This is a genomic window from Streptomyces sp. BJ20 (assembly GCF_022869105.1).
Lineage (GTDB): Bacteria > Actinomycetota > Actinomycetes > Streptomycetales > Streptomycetaceae > Streptomyces > Streptomyces griseoincarnatus.
In genome coordinates, this window is record NZ_CP094918.1 from 2,661,169 (window position 1) to 2,684,217 (window position 23,049).

The 23,049-nt window shown below is 70.8% G+C and carries 17 protein-coding genes; 6 read left to right on the top strand and 11 right to left on the bottom strand.

The features are described from left to right. Positions 1–600: 600 nt before the first annotated feature. The 4 genes from MTR79_RS33700 to MTR79_RS12115 all read right to left on the bottom strand — a co-directional run bounded on the left by MTR79_RS33700 (position 601) and on the right by MTR79_RS12115 (position 5,179). Entirely contained in the window at positions 601–1,524 is a 924-nt protein-coding gene (locus MTR79_RS33700; protein WP_348538694.1) for a hypothetical protein, read from the bottom strand. A 1,195-nt stretch (positions 1,525–2,719) separates the two neighbouring features. Beyond that, on the bottom strand, positions 2,720–3,550 hold the full coding sequence (locus tag MTR79_RS12105) for an SAM-dependent methyltransferase (RefSeq protein ID WP_244790116.1): 831 nt from the start codon (positions 3,548–3,550) through the stop codon (positions 2,720–2,722). 234 nt (positions 3,551–3,784) lie between these two features. Next, positions 3,785–4,600: a M23 family metallopeptidase gene (locus tag MTR79_RS12110; RefSeq protein WP_107500494.1), complete on the bottom strand. Its 816-nt coding sequence runs from the start codon at positions 4,598–4,600 to the stop codon at positions 3,785–3,787. Between the two features lie 114 nt (positions 4,601–4,714). Then, positions 4,715–5,179 carry a MarR family transcriptional regulator gene (locus MTR79_RS12115; RefSeq protein ID WP_244790118.1) on the bottom strand — a complete coding sequence of 155 codons (465 nt, stop codon included), beginning with the start codon at positions 5,177–5,179 and terminating at the stop codon, positions 4,715–4,717. Positions 5,180–5,209: 30 nt separating this feature from the next. Here MTR79_RS12115 and MTR79_RS12120 point away from each other — a divergent pair, with 30 nt between their 5' ends. Continuing rightward, a complete protein-coding gene (locus MTR79_RS12120) occupies positions 5,210–6,280 on the top strand; it encodes a bifunctional NAD(P)H-dependent oxidoreductase/GNAT family N-acetyltransferase (RefSeq protein WP_086704538.1) in 1,071 nt (356 codons plus the stop codon). A 116-nt stretch (positions 6,281–6,396) separates the two neighbouring features. Here the strand turns inward: MTR79_RS12120 and MTR79_RS12125 are convergent, their stop codons facing one another. The 4 genes from MTR79_RS12125 to MTR79_RS12140 form a co-directional block, all read right to left on the bottom strand. Then, on the bottom strand, positions 6,397–9,267 hold the full coding sequence (locus tag MTR79_RS12125; protein WP_244790119.1) for an ABC transporter substrate-binding protein: 2,871 nt from the start codon (positions 9,265–9,267) through the stop codon (positions 6,397–6,399). 330 nt (positions 9,268–9,597) lie between these two features. Then, the gene (locus MTR79_RS12130) at positions 9,598–10,746 is read right to left on the bottom strand and encodes a hypothetical protein (RefSeq protein WP_244790121.1); all 1,149 of its coding nucleotides are present in this window, start codon (positions 10,744–10,746) and stop codon (positions 9,598–9,600) included. 661 nt (positions 10,747–11,407) lie between these two features. Further along, a complete protein-coding gene (locus MTR79_RS12135; protein ID WP_086704535.1) occupies positions 11,408–12,016 on the bottom strand; it encodes a hypothetical protein in 609 nt (202 codons plus the stop codon). A gap of 533 nt (positions 12,017–12,549) precedes the next feature. Then, positions 12,550–13,038: a hypothetical protein gene (locus MTR79_RS12140; RefSeq protein ID WP_244790122.1), complete on the bottom strand. Its 489-nt coding sequence runs from the start codon at positions 13,036–13,038 to the stop codon at positions 12,550–12,552. 294 nt (positions 13,039–13,332) lie between these two features. Between MTR79_RS12140 and MTR79_RS12145 the strand changes: the two genes are divergently transcribed. Continuing rightward, complete coding sequence (locus MTR79_RS12145) at positions 13,333–13,773, top strand: hypothetical protein (RefSeq protein WP_086704544.1); 441 nt, start codon at positions 13,333–13,335, stop codon at positions 13,771–13,773. Positions 13,774–13,807: 34 nt separating this feature from the next. Here MTR79_RS12145 and MTR79_RS12150 read toward each other — a convergent pair whose 3' ends face one another. After that, positions 13,808–14,722, bottom strand: coding sequence for a YceI family protein (locus MTR79_RS12150; protein WP_189366731.1), 915 nt, complete (start codon positions 14,720–14,722; stop codon positions 13,808–13,810). Between the two features lie 551 nt (positions 14,723–15,273). Between MTR79_RS12150 and MTR79_RS12155 the strand changes: the two genes are divergently transcribed. From MTR79_RS12155 to betT, 3 genes are all read left to right on the top strand, one after another. Next, positions 15,274–16,755: an aldehyde dehydrogenase family protein gene (locus MTR79_RS12155; protein WP_086704530.1), complete on the top strand. Its 1,482-nt coding sequence runs from the start codon at positions 15,274–15,276 to the stop codon at positions 16,753–16,755. Between the two features lie 53 nt (positions 16,756–16,808). Continuing rightward, on the top strand, positions 16,809–18,380 hold the full coding sequence (locus MTR79_RS12160; RefSeq protein WP_244790123.1) for a GMC oxidoreductase: 1,572 nt from the start codon (positions 16,809–16,811) through the stop codon (positions 18,378–18,380). Positions 18,381–18,593: 213 nt separating this feature from the next. After that, positions 18,594–20,675 carry a choline BCCT transporter BetT gene (betT, locus tag MTR79_RS12165; RefSeq protein ID WP_086704543.1) on the top strand — a complete coding sequence of 694 codons (2,082 nt, stop codon included), beginning with the start codon at positions 18,594–18,596 and terminating at the stop codon, positions 20,673–20,675. Positions 20,676–20,731: 56 nt separating this feature from the next. On the opposite strand, the gene MTR79_RS12170 is transcribed toward betT, so the two are convergent. Next, positions 20,732–21,358 (bottom strand): HD domain-containing protein, encoded by a 627-nt coding sequence (locus MTR79_RS12170; protein WP_189366728.1) that lies wholly within the window; start codon positions 21,356–21,358, stop codon positions 20,732–20,734. A 226-nt stretch (positions 21,359–21,584) separates the two neighbouring features. Here MTR79_RS12170 and MTR79_RS12175 point away from each other — a divergent pair, with 226 nt between their 5' ends. After that, on the top strand, positions 21,585–22,133 hold the full coding sequence (locus MTR79_RS12175) for a hypothetical protein (protein ID WP_244790124.1): 549 nt from the start codon (positions 21,585–21,587) through the stop codon (positions 22,131–22,133). A 47-nt stretch (positions 22,134–22,180) separates the two neighbouring features. Here MTR79_RS12175 and MTR79_RS12180 read toward each other — a convergent pair whose 3' ends face one another. Next, positions 22,181–22,954, bottom strand: coding sequence for a CDP-alcohol phosphatidyltransferase family protein (locus MTR79_RS12180; protein ID WP_189366726.1), 774 nt, complete (start codon positions 22,952–22,954; stop codon positions 22,181–22,183). Positions 22,955–23,049 lie beyond the last annotated feature (95 nt).

Sequence of the window (23,049 nt, forward strand, 5' to 3'; positions counted from 1 at the left end):
CTCTCAGATGGCCGGAACGTAAAGCCGGTGTAATACACGTGTCAATAGTCTGAACACAACGAGCCTGTACGCGACTTGTGAGTCGTCAGGTCTTCGAGACATCGCGCGCCACCCGGTCCGCCCTGCTTCCATGCGTCAACCGGCACGGTCGGCACGCCAGTCGACATCAGGAACTGATTCGGCGAGCAGGGACGGCCCACCGCCGGGGCGAAGCCCGAACCGCCGACCGTGCCCGCGCCTCCCCGCCCGCACAGCCTCCTGCTGCGGGGGCGCGGGGGCCGCGGGTCCGCGGTCAGTGGGCGGTGCTACTTTCCGTGGTGTGACCGACCGCGCGCGAACTCGCCGAGCGGACCACCGCACGTGTACGGGAGGTCGGCTGAGGACGAGCGGGGCGGGCTGCCGGCCTGCCGGGAAGCGTCGACTGCCGAAGCAGCTTCTCGCCCGCTGCTCCGAGCGACGCACCATTGTCAGCGCGGCGTCCACCGAGCTCGTCGACGGGGAGAATGCCCGAACCACCGCTGTGGAGTGGTGGCGAATCCGTGGACGGGCCAACGGCCGTGCCACCCACGGGCTCGGTCGCGGACGATGCCGGGCGGGAGCTCAGTCCGCCAGGGGGCAGGTGAGGGGGAGGACACGTTCGGTCAGCCGGCCGGTGAGGTGGGTGTCGGTGAGGGCGGCGTCGGTGAGCCAGTCCGCGGCGGTCAGCCGGTCGACCAGGTCCCGCAGTTCGTCGGCGCCGACCGGGACCCGGGTGATGAGATCATCCAGGGTGACGCCCCGGCCGCCGGGTCCGAGGCGCCCCACGTCGTCCGTCCACGTGGCCAGCGTCACGGCGAGCAGCCGAGCGTCGGCGGGCGCCTTGGCCTTGCGGAGCTTCTTGTCCGAGACGGCTCTCTGAGCCCAGCCGGAAAGCTTGGGCCGTGTCTTCCTGCCGAACGTGAACGGGCCCGTCCCGTCCTTGCCGGGTACCAGGGAGGGGACGGTGATCGGGGTGGGGTTCTCCGGCCGGGAGGCGAGCAGGTCGCCGACGGTGCCGGGGAGGGACAGCCAGCCGCAGCCGGTCAGCTGCTGGACCAGGTCCTCCGGGTCGGTCAGACCCAGTGCCTGGACATCCTGGCCGACGAGGTTGCCGGTGCCGGTGTGCGCGGTGCGCAGGGTCAGCATCAGCACCAGCAGCCGCGCCTCCGCTCCGGGCAGCGGTGTGTGGCCGGCCACGTACGCGAGGACGGAGCGCGCGTACTCCCACTGCGCCGGCCCGGTCAGCAGGCGCGCCACGCCCGGTTCCTCGCCGTCCGGGACGCAGCCGGTGCGGTGCTGGTGCTGGCGTCGGATGACGGCGGCGGCCTGCTCGGCACGCTGGGCCTCCAGCCGCAGGGCGACGTCGCAACTGACCTCGGACCAGGTGAGGAAGGCGCGGGCCTTGCGTTCCTGGAGATCGGCCAGCAGCGCCAGGTCGGGTTCCGGGCGCTTCTGGTAGGCGCGGAAGAGGTCACCGAGTTCGGTGAGTTCGTCCCGCAGGGACACAGGCCGCAGGTCGCGCGGAACGACACGTCGGCCGACCCTTGCCTCCGGCGGGCGGCGCCGCGCGGGTCGGGGGCGGGGCGCGGGTACGGGGAGGTGCGCCGGACCTCCCGTCCGGGTGGTGACCTGCTGGTCGGAGAACTGTGGGGTGCCCGCGCCGGGGCCCGCCACCGCGGGGGCCGGGCGGCCGGCGGTCCGAGGTGCGGACGGAGGGGAGGCGGCCGCGGTCCGGGCACCTGGAGTGGCGGCGGCACACCGTGAACAGCACTCCAGGGCCTGCCACCAGCGTCCTGCCCGGTCGGTGATCACGGCCAGGACGACTGGTCCGCCGCACCGCCAGGGTTGTTCGGTGCGCGCATGCCTGCCGGTGTCGGGGAGGTGGGCGCGGCAGCCGTCGGCCCGGCAGGCGCAGTAGGTGTCGGCTCGGGGGGCGGGGGTGGCGCGCAGGTGCGCCGTCAGGTGGGCGACCGCGGCCGTACGGCCTGCAGCCGCGGAGGGCAGACGCCGCTCGGCACAGGCGGGTCGGCTGCACGAGACGCGCACCTCCGCGCTGCCTCGGCCGACCGGGTCCAGGCGCACGGTCCACCGGCGCCCCGGCACCCGTCCGTCCGGCTCGCTCCCTGTGGCGGCCTGTGTCATTCCGTTCTTCCTCCGTCTCCCGTGACCTGCGTACCACTGCCGCTCCCTGGTGTGCGGAGCGGAGTCAGGGCGGGGGCCCACGCTATGCGGCACAGAGGTGAAGGGGAGGGGACATGGCACAGGGTGACGCTTTCGGGTGACACCTCGTCCCTCTCGGTGAGCCCGCGCACGACGGCCGTCACGACGACGGAGACGCGTCCGCACCGGCTTCTGCTCGCGCGTACTTGGGCGGCTGGGGGAACTGGGCTGTCGGTCGACCGCCTTGGTGGATCGTGGTGCGGGGCAGCGCGGCGCCGTCGTCCACCAGAGTGGCCCCGTAGGTCGTCCACCAGGGTGGCCCCGTAGCGCGTCCGGTCGCCGGCCGTCCGACGCCAGTCGTTCGGGTCGGCGCCCGCTCGGGCGCGGCAGACGTCTGGGATGTGCATGATCCGGTGGTGCGGGGCGGGTGCCGGCTCGCGTCGGCAGGCCACGGCCCTCGTCGGGCGAGGGCGACCGAGTCAGCGGACCGCCGGTGCCGCCCTCGGCCGGCAGTCCGTGGATCGCCGCCCGCCGGGGGCCACTACGCCTTGCGGGCCAGCCCGGCGACGATGAGGTGCTGCCAGACGCTGAGCTCCGGCTGCCCGCCGTCGGCGCTCCAACGGTTGGCGGTCGTGTCGGGACGCCACAGGGGCGCGGGAACGATCCCGGGGTCGAGGATCTCCAGGCCGTCCAGCAGGGAGGCGATCTCCTCGTCGGTGCGCCACCGCCCGCGGCCGAAGGTCCGCTGGAGGACCCGCTCCGCCTCCGCGGTCTCCGGGTTGTCGCCGGAACGGAAGTGGCTGACGAAGAAGTGACTGCCTGACGGCACGTGGTCGCGCCAGTAGCGGACGATCCCGGCCGGGTCCTCCTCGTCGTTGACGTGGTGGAGGATGGCGCTGAGGACGACGGCGACGGGGCGATCGAAGTCGATCAGTTCCCGGGTGGCCGGGTGGGTGCGGACGTCCTCGGGGTCGCGTACGTCGGCCCGGACGACCCGGGTCCGGTCGTTCTGCTCCAGCAGCGCACAGCCGTGGACCAGCACCTGGGGGTCGTTGTCGACGTACACGATCCGGGACTCCGGGGCGTGCCGCTGCGCGACCTGGTGGACGTTGTCGGCGGTCGGCAGACCACTGCCCAGGTCGATGAACTGCCGTATGGCGGTGGTCGTCACGATCTGCTGGATCGCCCGTGTCAGGGCCGCGCGGTTGGCGAAGGCGATGGCCACCGAGCCGGGCAGGTCGCGGAGGAAGACGTCGCCGACCTCCCGGTCCACCGCGTAGTTGTCCTTGCCGCCGAGCAGGTAGTCGTAGACGCGGGCGATACTCGGCCTGGTGGAGTCGATGGAGGGGCCTTCAACCGTCATGCCGTCCATCTTCCTCCGTGCTGCCGACTGCCCGCGGGAGTTCCGGGATTCCGGGCGGATCCGGGCGGACGCATTCCGAGACCGCGTCGCGTAGTGGTCGCGGTGCGGGCCGGGTAGGCGGCGCCAACGGTGCGGTTGAGGTGGGTCGGGGCGTCCTTGTCGCCGATGAACAGCGCGCTGAACGCCGGAACCCGCTGCCACGCCTGACAGGCGCCCGCCGCGTCCTGAGCCGAGGAGGGGGAATCAGCAGTCCGGAATGACCGCCCCGCCGTTGTCCCGCGCCTCGTCGTTCCCCCACCGCGACAAGTAGTACGCCGACACGTACGCCCCGCGCCCGTTCTTGCCCGCGTAGGTGACGTCGAGGTCCGTCTTCAGCCACCAGTGGTTGTAGGTGCCGTTCGCTCCGCGGATCTCCTGGCCCCACACCTTGCAGTACACGTAGTTGGTGCCCGCGTTCAGGACGCCCTGCGCGTCGTTGGTGTTCGGTTGGGCGTAGCCCGTGGCGTCGGTGAAGGTGTCCACCCAGTATCGGCCGCCCGCGCCGCAGCCGTTGTCGCTGGTGAGGTGGTAACTGCCGTACGAGCCGGGGTAGGGGAGGGTGGTTCCGTTGATGGTGATCCGCTGGCCGACGCCGTTGAGGAGCTGTTCGTAGTGGATGTGGGCGCCGGAGCTGTTCCCGGTGCTGCCGGTCGTGCCGATCTGCTGGCCCTGGCCGACGTGGGCGCCGCCGGCGACGGAGAAGGCGTTCAGATGGAAGTAGTAGGTCTTCCAGCCGCTGCCGTGGTCGATCACGATGTAGTTGCCGGCGCCGTTGGCCTCGTAGTGCCGGGTGGCGGTCCCGGCCGCCGAGGCGAGCACGGGCGCGCCGCTGGTGGCGCCGCCGTCGCTACGGACGAAGTCGAGCGCCTGCCGGACCTCGGCCGAGTGGTGACTGTAGGTCCACTTCTGGCCGCAGGCGAAGGGCGCCTTGAACAACGGCGCCGCCTGCGCGGGGGTCGCCACAAGCAGGCTGCCGACCAGGGCTGTGAGGCCGACCAGGGCGAGGCGTATCGATCTCAAGGCTGTCTCCCAACGGCGACGCGCGTCGCACGGCGATGCCAACGGACACGGACGGCGACCAGCATGCCTTAGTTGATGCGTTCACGACAGACTGCCCGGATGAGTGACCGACCTCTACTGCTCGTCGGCGATCTTCTCCGCGATGCGTCCCAGGGTCGCCAGCTCCTCCGGCTCGAGCCGGTCGACGAAGTGCCGTCGTACGGAGTCGAGATGGGTCGGAGCGGCCTCCCGCAGCGTGTCCCGGCCCGTCTCGGTCAGGACCAGCAGGCAACCTCTGCCGTCCGCCGGGTCGGGTGCGCGGCGGATGAGGTCGCGCGCCTCCATGCGGGTCGCGTGCCGGGACAGGCGGCTGCGTGACCAGCCCATCTTCGCGGCCTGCTCGTGCAACGTACTGGTCCCGCCGGGGTGTTCGGACAAGGTGCTGAGCACCTCGTAGTCCGGCTCGGACAGGCCGTGGGCCGCGAGGTCCTGCACCGTGCGGGTCTGCACCGCGATCACCATGCGGCGGTAGGCCCGCCAGGCGCGCTCCTCCTCGTCCGTGAGCCAGTGGACCTCGTCTTCCCTCTTGTTCATTGACATGTAATCAATCTAGCCGCTAACTTCGTTTCCATGACAACGAAACGCCTCCGCATCCTGGTCCTGACGTGCAGCACCCGGCCCGGCGCGCTCGGTCCCGCCGTCGGCGGATGGCTGACCGACATCCTCGCCCCGGTCGCCAAGGAGCTCGACGTGGACCTCGTGCCGGTGGCCATAGGCGACCTGGACCTGCCCTTCCTCGACGAGGAGGAGCACCCGTCGACCGGCGTGCACCGGCACGAGCACACCCGCCGGTGGAGCCGGATCGTCGCCGAGGCGGACGGCTTCGTCTTCGTCACGCCGGAGTACAACTACGGCATGCCGGCCACCCTGAAGAACGCCCTCGACTACCTCGGCCCGGAGTGGGCCTGGAAGCCGGCCGGCTTCGTCAGCTACGGCCACACCTCCGCCGGTACCCGCGCGGTCCAGCACGCCAAGCAGGTGGTGACCACCCTGCGGCTGGTTCCGCTGGGCTCGACCGTCGCGATACGGATCGCCGACGCGATGCGGGACGACCGGTTCGCCCCCGACCCGCGCCACGCCGAGGCGGCCGAAGGGCTGCTGGGGGAGCTGGTACGGGTCGCCCACGCCCTCACCCCGATGCGCGAGCGCGGACGCGCAGACGCCGCGACGGGCCCGCTCCCCGGTTCCTACGTCCGGCCCCTCGGTCCCGACGACGCGGCCGAGGTGACCGTGCTGCAGCGCTGCTGCTGGCTGGAGGAGGCGCTGATCAACGACACCCTCGACATCCCGGCGCTCCACGAGACCCTGGACGACGTGCGTGCCTGGCTGGCGGAGTGGGACGTCACGGGGCTGTGGCGCGACGGACGGCTGCTCGGCATGGTCCGCACCCGCCGGGACGGCGACGACCTGCACATCGGGCGCCTCGCCGTCGCACCCGACCTGCGCGGACTCGGTGTGGGCCGATGGCTGCTGGGCCGTGCCGAGTCGGCCGCCGAGGGGTGCCGCCGTGTCCTCCTCACCACGGGCGTCGCCAGCCACCGCAACCTCGCCCTGTACCAGCGGCAGGGCTACGTCGTGCTGCCCGATCCGCGGGACGACGGGGCGGTGGACCTCGCCAAGGCCGTCACCGTCCGAACGTGAGTACCGGTGTCCGTGGGCCTCGGTGTCTGAACGTGAGTACCGGTGTCCGTGGGCCTCGGTGTCTGAGCGTGAGCACCGGTGTCCGGGCCTCAGTCACCGGTCACAGCCTGCCCGCCTCACTCGATCGAACACTGCTTCACATCCAACGGCTTGCTCACCCCCGCCGGCCTGCTGCACAGCACCTCCGCCTGCGACAGCCCCTCCGGTGTCCTGCGGACGCGGGCCAGGACGATGCTGTGGCCGTGGCGTTCGCCGAACAGCGGCGCGTCCGTGAAGTCGATCGTGCCGGTGGCCATGCCTTCCAGCTTGACGACCCTGAGGTTGACCCAGGTCGCCGCGCGGCTCTGGCGTACGTCGCCGAGGCTCGCCGCCCAGTACAGTGCGCGCGTGGCGTCGTGGGCGAGGGCCGTCTGGCCGCTGGCGAAGCCAGGGGCGTCGTAGGTCACCCCGCCCGGCTCGAGCCACGGGAGGTGCTGGGCCGCGTCCTGGTAGAAGGCGGTGCCGGACGCCGCCTCCCGCAGTTCGGCCAGCGCCGCGTGGTACAGCGTGATGCGCGGGGCCACGCCGTCCCGGCCGCCCACGCCGGAGAACTTGGCCTTGCTCAGGTCGTCCCCGGTGAGGATCGAGATCTGCCGGTTCGCGCAGCCCGGTTCGACGCCCAGCTGCGTCATCAGCGGGCCGATGTCCTCGACGCGTCCCGCGAAGTAGATGACCGACGGGACGTTCTCACCGCGGCAGATGCTCTCCGCGTGCAACCGGAGTTCGGGCTTGCCGTGCGCCACGCGGTAGGTTCGCGAGGGCAGCAGCCGGAAGCCCTCCTTACGCAGCATCTCCCCGCCGTAGTACGCCTGTTCGCTGGTGTACCGGTCCTGCGACGCCTTGGTGTCGCGGGCCAGGACGAGCGCGTACGGGGCGTCGCCCTTGCCGCGGAGCTGCCGCGCGACCAGGCCGAGCGCCTCCGCCTGGTGCTCGTCGGGGGCCGCGAGGCTCAGCCAGTTGGAGAAGTCCTTCGGCAGATACGTCGCCGAGTTGGTGCCCGAGACGACGGGCAGGCCCGCCTCCTGCAGCCGTCGGGTCACGGCGGGGCTGCTCTGCAGGTCGCGGCCGAAGCCGACGACACCGACGACCGACGGATCGCGGTCGGCGTACCGGGCGATCGCGTCGGCAGTGAAACGCTGGTGGCCCATGTCCGCACCGCCGTTGGCGAGCAACACGCGTAGCTTGACGCGGTAGTTCTCGTTCACCACGCGCTGGGCGAGGTAGACGCCGGCCAGCTCTTCCGCGCCCTTGACCAGGGACGGGTCCACCGTGGCCGAGCTCAGCGGGCCCGCGTAGACCACGGTGACGTAGGCGCGCGGATTCCCGCGCAGCACCTTGGCGTTCTCGGCGTGCACCAGCTTCTCCAGCTCGCGCAGCCGCCCGCCCTCCGAGTCGGATCCGCCCTCGAGGTGCGAGCCGAACCGCACGCCGCCCGCCGATATGCCGACGCACTCCGTGCCGCCGCCAGGCGCGGGGCGCAGCTCTGTGTCCCGGTCGGCGGTCAGCAGACCCGCCGAGCAGTAGGTACGGTGCAGGTCACGGGCGTGCACGACGCCGACGGTGGCGGCCAGCGCGAGGACCAGCGCCAGGCTGTACGCCGACCACACGATCCGCGCCACGGGCGGGCGGTGCCGGGCCCGCACGCACCGCCAGTCCGCCTGCCGCAGCTGAAGCAGCTCCTCGTGGGGGAGGGCTATGCGCAGGACCCAGGGCAGCGCGTTGGTCCGGCTCGGGGACTGGTCGGCTCGCAGGTTCCCGGCCCATTCGTCGTACCAGTGCCGCAGACGTTGCTGGAGCCGGGCGGGGCGGGAGAGCGGCTGAGAACGGGAAGTGACGCCGCTAGGGGGTGCTCCCGTGTCGGTGCCCCGGTCGAGCAGCGGCGCGTCGTGCGCCGCCACGCCGGCGACGATCAGCAGGGGGTCCAGTTCGCTGCGCCGGCTGCGGACGTCGCTGACCGCCCTGATCAGCTCGATGCCGCCGTTCTCCCGGCTCACCTGCCGCAGGATCAGCACCGGCGGCCGGGTCCGCTTCAGGCCGCGCAGGTCCCAGCTGACGCGCCGGTGGTTGTCCCGCAGGTCCTCGAAGAGGGCCAGCACGTACAGCTGGAGGGGGAAGACGCCGCCCTCGCGCATGGCCTCGGCGACGTCGTAGGCGCGGGCCGCGATGGCGCGCCAGGACCGGACCGGCCGTAAGAGCCGCACACTGGTCGACTGCCGACGGGCGGCCGACTGGAGGAACGTGGTGGTCAGGAACCAGCGGCTCTCCCTGCGCAGCCACAGGAAAAGGGGTGCGCGCCCGGGCACGTGGTTCAGCGCGGCCAGCAGGATCATCAGACCGATTCCCGCGAGGACGGCGACGTACCACTCGGGGCGGGTGAGCAGGGAGGTCAGCGCGCCCAGGACGCCCGCGGGGAGGAACTGCTGCACGTCGTTGAGCAGCGCCTGACGGTTGCGGCGCTCGGGCCTGACTGGGCGCCAGCGCTGCCGGGCGAGGATGCGGAGCAGTCGCGTCTGGGCCTGCTCGCGCTGAACGTTGCCGTCCGGGGTGCCCGCCGGGGCGGTCGGCCAGTGCGCGTCCATCTCCGGGTCGTCGGTGGCGTCCTGGAGGGCGCGGACCAGTCCCAGCCGGGGGAAGGAGTAGGGGCGGTAGGAGGCGGAACGGTCGCCCCACTTCCGGCTGTCACCCAGGTCGCGCAGGAGCCGTACGGCCTGGGCGGTGGGGTCCGGGTCCGCGTCGTCCCGCGGCGGTTCGGTGGGGGCGACGGCCAGGCGCGTACCGTGACTCTGCTGCCCTTCGCGCAGCTCGTCGACCAGCTCCGTCACGCGGTCGTCGTCGGCGGCGTCCTCCGCGTGCAGCACGATCACCGGCATCGGGGGGTCGCCCGCGCGGAAGTCCTGGATCAGCGACTCCAGTTGCCGCTGGACGTCGATCCCCGCCCCCGTCGACATGCCCTGGTGACCCCCCGGACAGTCCTGCGGGAACATCTGATCCCGGCCGAGCATGGACACCCCCCGTTGTCGTAAGACACACGTGTCACAAGCGCCTTGCGAGGATATCGCTTGCCTGTGACAACCGGTGGTGCTGGAAGGGGGATTCCTGCGGATGCGGAGCGTCAGATCGCGGGCGATGTCCTACGGAGAGGCATCGCCCGGAAGTGCCGGGTAGTACCGCACCGAAGCGGGCGGGTGTGGTCATGACGCTTGCACGGCTGGCTCCGCGCTGTACGCGATACCGGGGCCCGGCGGGGGAGTGGCGCGGTGCCTGGCCCGGCGAAGACGTCAGCCCCGGCGACACCGTTCCCGGAGCTCCGTCAGGATCGCCTTCTCTCGGGAGTCGAGGTCACCGTCCACGGTGGCCACGCGCTCGGCGGCGTCGAGCACGTCGCTGAGGTCTCCCGTCTCGTCGGCCACCCGCTTCCACACGTCCGCCGGGTCGATGTCGACGACCTGGGCGAGTCGTTCGTCAGCCACGCCGTGCCGTTCACGGACGGCCTTGACCAGGTGCCGCATCAGCAGCGCCTCGTCGTCGGCGATCGCGGGCTCGGCGTTCGCGCGGAGGACGAGCCAGGCGACCCAGAGCATCAGCTCCGGGTGCAGGCTGCGCTCGCTCAGGCCCCCGGCCAGTTCGATGATCCGCGCCTCGTTCCGGAACACGGCCCGCGCGTGCCGGCCGGCCACGAGCGTGGTGTAGCGGTTCAGCAGGACGGCGAGGGGGACGCCGACCAGAGGGATGCCGATCTTGATGACGTTGCGCTGCAGGAGGTGTCTCCCGACGACCGGGAGTGCTCTGCCGGCGGTGAGCACCGACCCCGAGTAGAATTTCTTGACCAGCGGTCGCACCACCATCGGGACCGCCTTGACCACGGTCTTGTTGGCCGCTTCCCCGCTCTTGATCGTGAAGGCCACACGGATCAGCTTCCACAGGTCCTCGGGGTCGTGCACGTCGATCGGGACCCGGTAGAGGACGGAGACGTCGTAGGCCAGGCGGAGCTGGAGCTGGCTGATGAACGCGACGTCGACCATCATGGTCGCCACAGCCGCGGGCACGGTCGCCGGCGAGGCACCCCCGAGGCTGCCGATGGTCGCGGCGACGGTCGCCGTGTACGCACCGGCGGAGAGCCCGCCCTCTAGCGCGGCGTAGCGGGCCGCCATCTTGATCCGCTGGTCCACGATGACGTCCGCGGGCACGCCGGCGTACCGGTCCTGGAAGTACTGCCAGTCGACCTTCTGGGTGTACGCGTTCATCGCGTGGGCGGCGAGCTTGGTGAACCAGTTGCCCGACTTGATGTCGTCCGCGCTCAGACCTTTGACGAAGTCCCTGATCTGGGCCTGTTCCTCCTCGACGACCTTGCGGTCGACGGTCTCGTCGGCCCCGTCCGCATCGGTGTCGGCGTCGATGTCGGCAGCGTGCGTCGGCGCGTCCGTCATGGCGTGCTCCCCCCAACCTCTCCGCGGTCGGCCGGGCTGCGAGCGCGTGCCCCGGCTGCCGTCTCCGCGTGATGCTTCGTCGAACGCGGTACAACAGCCGCGCGACGTCCTCCCCTTGAGGCGCCACCTTAGCGTCTTGGGGGGTGATCGGAGCCGCGTCGGGCTGCTGCCTCACCGCCGGCTCCCTGGTGCTGTGAGAGGCACGGGTCCGGCTCGGCGGAACCGCGCAGGCCGACGGACGCCCACACGGTCTTGCCGGGGCCGCCCGGGCGGTCCGTGACGCCCCAGTCGTCGGCGAGCGTGGCGGGACCGTCGGCCCCTGGGCGTGACGATCCGGGACGCCGACGGCCGGCCGAAGCGGTGGGGTCTCGGACGGATGTCACGCCGGAAGGGCCCCGCCGTGGAGCTCATCACCGTGACTGCTCGATCTGGACACCCTTGCGGTTGTACGTGTGCATGGGGGCACGGCACCCGCGCGGCGGCTTGGCCCTTGTCACCCCATGCGCCGAAGGCCGCACTCCCCGCGCGGGGAGTGCGGCCCTCGGTCGTTGCTCGTTGCTCGTACCTCATGAGATAGCAACCGGCACTGAAGCCCTGTGGGCTGTCGCAGAACGACTTCAGGCTTGGATCCCGGTCGGGCGGGACGAGAGGTGGCGCCGCCTCAGATGGTCGGGGTGTCGTCGACGACCGGCTTGTGAATCTCAACGACCGGCTTCCACCCCGTGGAGAACTCGATGAAGTCCGCACGGGTGGGGTAGGTGTCGATGGCGCGACGGTCACGCTTGGGGCTGTCGCTCGCCTTGCGGCCCCGGGGGATCTGCTCCTCGAAGATGTCGACCTTCACGTCGGGAACCGCCTTGAGGCCCTGGCGCCAGATCTGCACGACGTCGGCGCCGAACGCCTGCCGGACCGCGGCGTAAAGGGCCGTGAGGGACCCCTTGTCCCCACCGGGGACGAAGAGTGCCAGGTCCAGCACGACACCGGCGGACTGGAGGACCTCGATGGTCACCGGCCCGCTCTCGTCGGCCACGTAGATCCCGGCTTCGTTCTCGTCGTCGGGAAGGCAGGAGACCTCTTCCTGGAATACGGTCCTCGCCGTGATCGAGCCGCCCTCGAAATACTCACCGGGCTTGGTCAGGAAAGCAGGGACAAAGCAGTCGGGAAGTTTGAGTTCTTCCGTGTCGGCGGAAACGAAGAGCCTGTCCTTCACGCCGAATTTCGTCACCTCTTCCAGCGAGAGGCGGCGAGCGGCGATCTTCTCCGTGTTCACGATTTCCCTTTCAGGTTGCACTGTCCCTCTGAGCGAGGACGCTACCACGAAACCTGAGGTCAACTGCCCCGTAATCGTTGGGTATATGGGCTTCAGTGGCCCGCGCGGGAGGATATTGCAGCGAGCGCCACCCGGTCGGGAACACGCAACCGCCAGGCAGTATCCCTCGTCATGGTGCGGGTGATCAACTGGCGGCGCATGTGGGTGCGTTGGGTAGTGCGGAGGAACTAAAAGAGAGTTTACGGCAGATGTCCCCCATGTCGCCTTCGGGGGCGAGGTGAGACGCTCCCCGATGTGCGTCACGGCTGCTCCTGCCCCGAGGGTGTCCCGTCAGGGACGGATGGTGCAGGCTCGGTGAATTCGTGAGGACCACGCATCGGGTCCAACGCGCCGAAACGCGTGTCGACCACACGTGTTTCGGCCGTGTCGGTAGCCGTGGGATGAGGCGTGCGCCGGATGTGCCCCGCTCGGATCCATGAGGGTCCCGCAGCGTCGGACGTGGTGTCGTACCACCCACCTCCCCGAAGGCCGCCCTACCGGCCCGCCTCGAACCAGTGGGCAGCCGGCCACTCGGGCATCCACTCCTGGGCAACACGTCCCGTGAAATCCCCGATGAGCCAATCGATCAGCGTCTCATCCGACTCATACCAATCGGCCCAGTCACGCCGGAAAGCGGAAACCGTCCAATGGCTGCCTCCGCGATGCTCCAGAAAGAACTTGTCCCCGTCCACGGAATGACCCCAGTGAAGCATCCCACCGGCATCAGGGAGCACGGCCTTTGCGATCACAGGGTGACCTTCCCGGACCAGCTCACTGACCCAAAGGCTCTTCTCGGCGATGAACTCGGGCCCAAGAACGAAGATGAAGTCGGAGATCAGCGTGTCCCCGTACAGGTAACACATCCCCTTCACGTCCGGCGGCAGCCCAACACCCAGACTCCCTTCCACCGCACCGAAGTCGCTCCCGCACACCGCCCCAGGAGGCACGCCCAACACCTCGCGAAGCTGCTCCAGCGAAGACATCTACTCTCCATCGTCCGTGTCGAGCACCCGTAGGTGCGGCTGCGGGGCGGGGCTCGGACGTGCGGGGCCGCAAGCGGCGCAGGCGGGCCGTTTCTGCCGCGTTCTCACGGGCCTGGGAACGACCGTTGGCGCGCCCGCAGTGGCGGATGGTTGTGGCTCTCGGCATCGGCTTGGTCCGCCGCCACACGGTCACAGTGGAGCGACGGACGTGACGGTCCGGGTTTTCGCCGTGTCCGGCGTCCTCCCCGAGCCGGAGACAAGGGCACCCGCGCCGGGACCCGTAGCCTTTTGATCATGGCCGACATCTACGAGTTCCAGCTCACGCTCGACCTGCCGGGCTCGCTTCCGCCGCAGGACCTCGCCCTGCTTCGATGGCACCTGGGGGAAGAGGGAGGCCGGCAGGACGACGGCTACGCGTACCCCCTCTGGGGCGACCGGGGGCCGGCGCTGCGGATCGGGGGCGCGCTGGTCGGGGAACTGTGCTCCGACGGGCCGCAGTGGGCGCTGACCGTGCGGCAGGAGGCGCATCCCGACGAGTTCGACGACCTGCGCAGGATGGTGCTGTGGCTCGGCGCGCGCACGACGACGGTGGGTACCGTCGGGTACCTACGCTTTCACGAGTCCCATGTGCCCGATGTCCTGGTCGCGGAGGAGGGGAACGTCCGCAGTGCGGTCCTGCGGGTGGAGAAGGTCCTCGAGTCGGCGACCGAGGTGATTCCCGACCCCTACGCGTGATCCAGGGGGCTGTCGCCCGCCGGGCCGAGCCCGCCTACTCCGGGGGCGTGGGGGTCTCGGAGGTGCGGTACATCGCCTGGACGTCCAGCTCCAGTTGCACCGTCGGACCGACGACCGCGATGCCGCGGGCCAGCATCGAGCGCCAGTTGAGGGTGAAGTCCTCGCGGTGCAGCTCCGTCTTCGCCAGGGCCGCGCAGCGCAGCTCCTGTTCGTAACCGCCGTTCACCGTGCCGAGGTATGTCGTGTCCAGCCCCACGGAGCGGCTGGTGCCGTGCATGGTGAGCGTGCCGTTCAACGTCCACTTGGATCCGCCCTGGTAGACGAACCGGGTGCTGGTGAAGTCGATGTAAGGGTAGTGCTCGACGTCGAGGAAGTCGGCGGAACGCAGATGGTTGTCACGGGTCCTGTTGCCCGTGGTGATGCTGGCGGCGTCGATGCGCACCGACACCTGGGATTCGCGCATGTCCGGCGCGATGCGAATACCGCCGGTGAAGCGGGTGAAGCGTCCGTGGACGTGGGCCATGCCCACATGCTTGGCGATGAAGCGGATCGCGGTGTGCGGCGGGTCGAACAGCCAGGTACCAGGTGGCGGCAGTTCCAGCTGGCGGGCGGGCAGCAGCGCGACGCGCGCCGGAGGGAGGGCGGTGTCGGCGGCTATGGCGACGTCGCTGCGGGCCGGGGTGAGGCCCTCAGCCGTGACCATCACACTGTAGGAACCGGGCGGGAGCGCCGCCATGAACAGGCCGTACGGATCGGTGGTGCCGTGGGCGGCGACCCGGTGGCTGTCCCGGGCGGTCACCGTGACCTCGGCGCCGCCCAGGGGCTGTCCCATGGGATCGACGACCTCGCAGCTGTACGCACCGGCGCCGGCCGGCAGGGGCAGCGGCACGCCCGACGCGGGCGTGGGACCGCTGCGGGAACGTCGACGCCGGAGCAGTCCGAGGGCCATACGATTCACCTTTCCTCCTGCGTGTCACCGCGACGGGACGCGCACCGACGGATGCGTATTCACGGTCGTGGGACACCATCAGGGATCAGTTGCAAGCGCGATGAAGTCAACTATTGAACGATCATAGAGCAGGTCGACCGGAGCGGTCCGTCATCAGGGTGGCGTGCGGCATGGCTCGTCCACGTGCCGCTATCGGGGTGAACCGCCGTCATTCCGGCTGTCGGCGGGGTGTGCCGCTTCGTCGACTGTGATGCTTTGCTGCGGTGCTGTGGTGAAGCCCACGCGGCAGCGTGAGGAATTCACACGGGGCCTGCCGTCCCGTCACGCGACCTTCACAGTACGCGGGCCGCCCCTTCCCGCCGGACGCGTGCGTCGCCCTCCTTCGCCCTCAGAAACGGCCCGTCCCGGCCCAGCGCCGGCCCCCCCGAGTCACCCGGACCACCCGGACGCGGCGGTGGCCGTGCGAGCCGTGGCCGTCGACCGCACCATGGGCCGTGCTACCGGCCGGCCGCCCGAGCCGGTACCGGTCGGATGCTAAGGAGGCGCCCGCCATGGGTGAGCTGTACATCGACGGGGAGTGGACGACCGCCGCCGACGGAGGGCGGCGCGAGGTGATCAATCCGTACGACGCCTCCGTCATCACCACCGTCGACGAGGCCGACGCCGCCGACGTGGACAAGGCGGTGCGGGCCGCCCGCCGTGCCTTCGACGAGGAGGACTGGGCGAACGCCCCCACCCGGCGCCGTGCCGACCTGCTGATGCGGGTGCACGACCTGTTGTTGCGGGACATCGACGAGATCGCGCGCACCGAGACCCTCGACACCGGCAAGACGCTGGCCGAGGGCCGCTTCGACGTCGAGGACGTCGCCAACGCCTTCCGCTACTTCGCCGAACTGGCCGGCAAGGACGGCGGGCGCGTCGTGGACGTCGGTCCCGACGTGCTCAGCCGCGTCGTCTACCAGCCCGTCGGGGTCTGCGCGCTCATCGCCCCCTGGAACTACCCGCTGCTGCAGGCCTCGTGGAAGGTCGCGCCCGCGCTGGCGGCCGGCAACACCATCGTCCTCAAGCCCAGCGAGATCACCCCGCTCACCACCATCGCCCTGTTCCGTCTGATCGAGGAGGCCGGCGCCCCGCGCGGCGTGGCCAACCTCGTCCTGGGCTCCGGCGCGACCGTCGGCGCGGCCATGACCTCCCACCCCGAGGTCGACCTGGTGTCCTTCACCGGCGGCCTGGCCACCGGACGCGCCATCATGGCCGCCGCGGCCGAGGGGCCGAAGAACATCGCCCTGGAACTCGGCGGCAAGAACCCCAACATCGTCTTCGCGGACGCCGACTTCGAGGCCGCCGTCGACTACGCCCTCGACGCGTCCTTCCTGCACGCCGGTCAGGTCTGCTCCGCCGGGTCACGGCTGCTGGTGGAGGACTCGATCCACGACCGGTTCGTCGAGGCCTTCGCCGAACGTGCCCGCCAGATCCGGCTGGGCAACGGCCTGGAGGAGGGCACCGAGAGCGGGCCGCTCAGCTCCGCCCAGCACCGGGAGAAGGTCGAGAGCTACATCGCCCTCGGCAAGGAGGAGGGCGCCCGCCTCGTCACCGGCGGCACGCGCCCCGACGACCCCGCCCTGGGCAACGGCTACTTCCTGCTCCCGACGATCTTCGCCGACTGCGACCGTTCCATGCGCATCGTGCAGGAGGAGGTGTTCGGGCCGGTCGTCACCGTCGAACGGTTCCGCACCGAGGACGAGGCCGTGGAACTCGCCAACGACACCCGCTACGGACTGGCCGGCGGTGTCTGGACCTCCGAGGCGAGCCGCGCCCAGCGCGTCGCGCAGCGGCTGCGGCACGGCACCGTCTGGATCAACGACTTCCACCCCTATGTGCCGCAGGCCGAATGGGGCGGCTTCGGACGCTCCGGCGTCGGGCGCGAGCTCGGGCCCACGGGCCTGCGCGAGTACCAGGAGGCCAAGCACATCTACCAGAACCTCACCCCGGGACCCTCCGGCTGGTTCAAGGGCACAAGCGGCGGCAGCTGAGCCGCCTTCACGCCACCGGCCCAGAACCCCGCGGTTCCGAAGAAAGGCAGCTCATGGCCTCCACCATCCCTCACGGCGCGGAGTCGGACTACGACTACGTCATCGTCGGCGGCGGCACCGCCGGCTGTGTGCTCGCCGCCCGCCTCAGCGAGGACCCCGACTGCCGCGTCTGCGTCATCGAGGGCGGACCCAGCGACGTGGGCGACGACCGCATCCTCCGCCTGCGCAACTGGATCAACCTGCTCGGCTCCGAGTTCGACTACGGCTACACCACCGTCGAACAGCCGCGCGGCAACTCCCACATCCTGCACTCGCGGGCCCGCGTCCTCGGCGGCTGCTCCTCCCACAACACCCTCATCAGCTTCCTGCCGCTGCCGCAGGACCTCGACGACTGGGTGGCCGCCGGCTGCACCGGCTGGGAGCCGGGCACGATCCTGCCGTACCGCGACCGGCTGCAGACCACCATCGTGCCGGTGGCCGAGGCCGACCGTAACCCCATCGCCAAGGACTTCGTCACCGCCGCCGCCCGCGCCACCGGCGTCCCCGTCGTCGACGACTTCAACGCCGAACCCTTCGCCGACGGCACCGGCTTCTTCTCCCTCGCCTACGAGCCGGAGGGCAACAAGCGTTCCTCCGCCTCCGTCGCCTATCTGCACCCCGTTCTCGACCGCCCCAACCTCACACTGATGCTGGAGACCTGGGCACACCGGCTGCTCACCGACGAGGCGGGACGGCTGACCCGGGTCGCGGTGCGCGGCGCCGACGGCGAGCCCGCCACCGTACGCGCGAACCGTGAACTGGTGCTGTGCGCCGGGGCGATCGACACTCCGCGGCTGCTGATGCTGTCCGGCATCGGACCGGCCGACGACCTGCGCCGCCTCGGCATCGACGTCCACATCGACCTGCCCGGCGTGGGCGAGAACCTGCTGGACCACCCCGAGTCGGTGATCGTCTGGGAGACCCGCGGCCCGCTGCCGCCCAACTCCGCGATGGACTCCGACGCCGGTCTGTTCCTGCGCATGGACAGGAACCAGCCGCGGCCCGACCTGATGTTCCACTTCTACCAGGTGCCGTTCACCGTCAACACCGAGCGGCTCGGCTACCCGGTCCCCGAGCACGGGGTGTGCATGACGCCGAACGTGCCCCGCGCCCGCTCCACCGGCCGTATGTGGCTGCGCAGTTCCGATCCGTCCGAGCACCCCGCTCTGGACTTCCGCTACTTCACCGACCCCGAGGGCCACGACGAGCGCACCGTCGTCGAAGGGCTCAAGGTGGCCCGCGAGGTCGCCGCGACCGACCCGCTGAAGGACTGGCTGGTCCGTGAGGTGGCACCCGGCCCGGACGTCACCTCCGACGCCGACCTGTCGGAGTACGGCCGCCGCGTCGCCCACACCGTCTACCACCCGGCGGGCACCTGCAGGATGGGTGCCGCCGACGACCCGACGGCCGTGTGCGACCCGCAGATGCGGCTGCGCGGCGCCGAGGGCGTACGCGTCGTCGACGCATCGGTCTTTCCGACGATGCCCACCATCAACCCCATGGTGACGGTGCTGCTCGCCGCCGAACGCGCCGCCGACCTCATCACCGGGCGGCCCGGCCCGTCCGGCCGGGAGGCGACGCGGTGACCGGTCCGCGGTCCGCCGCGACGTGTGAAAACTTCCTCGGTGCCGGCGTCGTGGTGGCGGCGCGACTGTTGGGTATATGCGCCTCGGTGGCCGGAAACCATCCGGGCGCCCACGCCGCGGGCCGGACGGCCGGTGCGGCGGCCGGCAGCCGAGGCCGAGAAGGAGAGCGACGTGTCGACCGTTGGTGAGAAGGGCCCCGGAACGCCGGAGGAACTGCCGTCCGAGGACGCCCCGGCCGGCCCGGTGCGGGTCAAGCCCGTCGTCTTCTTCGGGGCGGCGATCCTCGTCCTCGCGATCTCCCTCTGGGCCATCATCACCCCGTCGGGCGCCGAGGACGCGATCGGTGTCGCGGTGGGCAAGATCTCCAGCTGGTTCGGCTGGTACTACTTCCTCGCGGCCACCCTGTACCTGCTGTTCGTCGTTTTCATCGCCGTGTCCAAGTACGGCACCGTCAAGCTGGGCCCCAAGCACTCCAAGCCCGACTACGGCCTGTTCACGTGGGCTTCGATGCTGTTCGCGGCGGGCATCGGCATCGACCTGATGTTCTTCTCGGTGTCGGGCCCGGTCAGCCACTACCTCGCGCCGCCCGAAGGCGACCCGGAGACCCTGGAGGCCGCCCGGCAGGCCGTCGTCTGGACGCTGTTCCACTACGGCATCACCGGCTGGGGCATGTACGCGCTGATGGGTATGGCGCTCGGCTACTTCTCCTTCCGGTACCGGCTGCCGCTCGCCATCCGCTCCGCCCTGTACCCGATCATCGGGCGCCGCATCCACGGCCGGATCGGCGACACCGTCGACCTCGCGGCCATCATCGGCACCGTCTTCGGCATCGGGGTGACCCTCGGCATCGGCGTGGTGCAGCTCAACTACGGCCTCAAGGCGCTCTTCGGCATCCCCGAAGGGCTGACCGCGCAGATCGCGCTCATCGTCGTCGCGGTGGGCATGGCCACCGTCTCCGCGGTGTCCGGCGTCGACAAGGGCATCCGCCGGCTGTCGCAGCTCAACCTGCTGCTCGCCGCGCTGCTGATGTTCTACATCCTCGTCGTCGGCGAGCCGTTCCGGCTGCTCAACGCCATCGTCCAGAACATCGGCGACTACGTCAGCGGCTTCCCGTCGATGACCCTGAACACCTTCGCCTACGACCAGCCCACCGAGTGGCTCGACGCGTGGACGCTGTTCTTCTGGGCGTGGTGGGTGGCCTGGGCGCCGTTCGTCGGGCTGTTCCTGGCGCGTATCTCCCGCGGCCGCACCCTGCGCGAGTTCGTCGCGGCGACGCTGGTCATCCCGTTCCTCTTCACCGGGCTCTTTCTGGCGATCTTCGGCAACAGCGCCCTGTTCCTGGTGCGCGACGGCAACGCCGAGTTCGGCGAGACCGCCATGAACGTCCCCGAACAGGGCTTCTACACCCTGCTCGAGCAGTTCCCCGGCTTCATGTTCAGCGCCGGACTCGCCACCTTCGTCGGCCTGCTGCTGTACGTCACCTCCGCCGACTCAGGCGCCCTGGTGATGGGCAACCTCAGCGCCGACCTGCCCACCCCCATGACCGACGCGCCGACGTACCTGCGCCTCTTCTGGGCGTTGGCTACCGGTCTGCTCACCCTCGCCATGCTCATCGTCGGCGGTGTGCAGGCGCTGACCAACGCGACCATCATCATGGGCCTGCCCTTCTCCTTCGTGATGTTCCTGATCATGGCGGGGCTCTATCTCGCCCTGAGAACCGAGAGAATGAAGGTCGAGGCCCGGGTCACCACACTGCCCGGCTCGCTCTCCGGACGCACGGTGCACCAGGGTCTGCCCGGCGCGCCGAACTGGCGGCACCGGCTGGCGCGCGCCATGTCGTTTCCCGGCCCGCGGGCGGCGGCACGGTTCGTGGACCACGTCGCCCGGCCCGCCTTCCAGGACGTCACGCAAGAGCTGCGGCAGCAGGGCGCCGAGGCGGAGATGCTGGAGGGGGCCGTCGAGGAGAACGGTCTCACCCACGTCGGACTGCGCGTGCCGGTCGGCGAAGGCGACGAGTTCCTGTACGAGGTGTGGCCCGTCGAGCGCCCCACCCCCGCGTTCGCCACCCGGTCGGTCGAGCAGCGCGACACCTATGTGCGGTTCGAGGTCCGTCTCGCCGAGGGCAACCAGGACTACGACGTGATGGGCTACACCAAGGAGCAGCTCATCGCCGACGCCCTCGACCAGTACGAGCGGTACCTGGAGTTCCTGCGCGTGCGCCACGACGCGTCCACCCGCTCGAGCCTCCCCGACCACCGCCCGGACGCTCCGGACGCGCACCTGCCGGAGGAGTGAGCGGGGGGCCCTCCCGCTCACCGCCGACCCGCCCGCGTGTTCCGAACCGCCGCCCGTCAGCCGCTGACGGGCGGCGGTCCCACGCGCGGGGTGAGGGGTTCCACGTGCGGAGTGAGGAGGGCGAGATCCGGGTCGCCGAACTCGTCGCGCAGGGCCTGGAAGGCGAACACCTTCTCCTCGCCGAAGCGGCGGACGTGCGCGGCGTAGGCGTCGGGGGTGAGGAACCGGTCGGGGTGCGACTTGGAGTGGAACTTGTCCGCGTACATCACCAGGCGCTCCTCCGGCGTCTCCGCCAGATAGTCGGCGGGCGGGACGGGGAGGTTCTGGCTCACGACGTCCTGCCGGGTCAGGCCGACGCCGGTGTGGTGGGAGCAGAAGCGGCACAGGGCGGCGGGGTGGCCCTCGCTCTCCAGGAGTTCCTGGCCGAGCAGGCCGTGCCGGATGTAGTTCTTGTGGTCCAGCCGCCCGTCCTCGCCGTACAGGCGGTAGACGCCGATGTCGTGCAGGAGGCAGCCGGCCCGGACCAGTTCGGCGTCGAGGCGGGAGAGACGCGGTGAGGCCAGCAGCTGCTCGGCGATGCTCCAGACGAGCTCGCAGTGGCGGTGGACGGAGGCGAACGCCTCGGCCGTCGGCGCGTGCTTCGCGTGCAGCGCACGGATCTCTTCTGGTCCCGGAATCCTCACCCCGGGAGCGTAACAACCGCAGGTGGGAGCGGGCGGGGGAGTTTTCGGACGGGTGGGGGTGCTCCCGGACGGGCGGGGGGAGTTCCCGCCTCCGGTCTTTTCACGCGATCCGGTGATGACGCCCGAAGCGGGCACGCGGGGGTCGTGCGGGCCGTTCGACGGGGTGACGGGGGCGGCCGCCGCTCCCGTGAGGGCCCGGCGAGGCACCGACGACGGGGGAGACATCATGAGCCTGCAGTTCCGGCGGAACGAGGACGGCACGGTCACCGGACGCAACGAGAACAACGGCTTCACCGTGACGCACGCCGACGAGGAGGAGGTGAAGCGGCAGCTCTTCGAGGACGCGGGATGGGAGTACACGCCCCCGCCGCCCCCGCTCCCGCCGGGACACCACCGCTTCCTGCTGGTGCACGAGGAGGACGAGGGGGAGTGCGGCTTCGGGGACGAGCGGTACACGGGGCTGCGGGCGAGGCCGCCCGAGGGGTGTGTGCCGGTCGACCGAGGCTGCTTCGCCCTGGAGTGCCGACGCCCGGGGAGGACACTGCTGGACGCCGTCGCCGGCACGGTCGCGGAGATCCGCCGCGCGCACGGGGTGGTGATGAACGCCGTGAGGGCGGACGGGAGACCGGGGGAGTGGCCCGACATCGACGCCGGCGGAGAGGACGCGGCCGAGGCCGTGGCGCACCTGGTGCTGACGGCTGCCCACCGGTCGAGACGGCTCGGATACGGGCGGAAGGAGCTGGTGCGGCTGCTGGACGCCACGGGGATCGAGTAGCGGCCTGTCGGCAGCGGAAGGGGTGGTGAGCGAGCGTCGGTCGGACGTCAGCTCGCGACGAGCTCGCGCCGCGCCCTGCGCTCGACCGCCACCGGGGCCGCCTGCGTCGCCCGGTGCGTGCGGGACAGCCACAGCACGTCACGGCCGAACGACCACACCAGCAGGCCGAGGGCCAGCGCCACGACCCCGAAGTTCACCACGTGGGGAAGGAACGCGGAGGCCGCCACCAGCAGCAGCACGCCCTGGAGCGCCGCGACCGTCTTGCGGGCCGTGCTCGGCGGAAGCGGCGCGGTCAGCCACGGCCACACCCGGGCGGCGGCGACGAACACGTAGCGCATGGTGCCGATCAGCAGCACCCACGGTCCCATCGCCATCGACACGTACACGCTGAGCACCAGGATCAGGAACGCGTCGACCTCCATGTCGAAGCGGGCGCCCAGCGCGGTGGAGGTGCCGGTCCTGCGGGCGACCTTGCCGTCGACGCCGTCGAGGATCAGGGCCACGGCCGTCAGGCCGACGAACAGAGAGACAGGAGGTGAGTCCTGGAACGAGTCCGCGACCAGAGCGGTCACCCCGCCGACGAGGGTGGCCCGGCCGAGGGTGACGCGGTTCGCCGGACCGAAGGTGCGCGACCCCGCCCGGTGCAGGGCCCGGGACAGCACCGCCCAGGTGGCGATCGCGAACACGAGGCCCGTGACCCAGCCCGCGGGGCCCATGCCGATCGCGGTACCGATCAGGGCGAGCAGCAGGATCTGTACGCCCGCCCCCACAGCGGTCTCCTGCTGGACGAGCCTCGCGTCGTACGTGTTGTTCAGGGCCACCGAACACCCTCCGGCCGTGTGACAGAGTCGATCAACGCCGCTACCTTGTGCGCGGCCTGTGCACCACTCCGTACGCGCGCAGGATCCCGATCGTT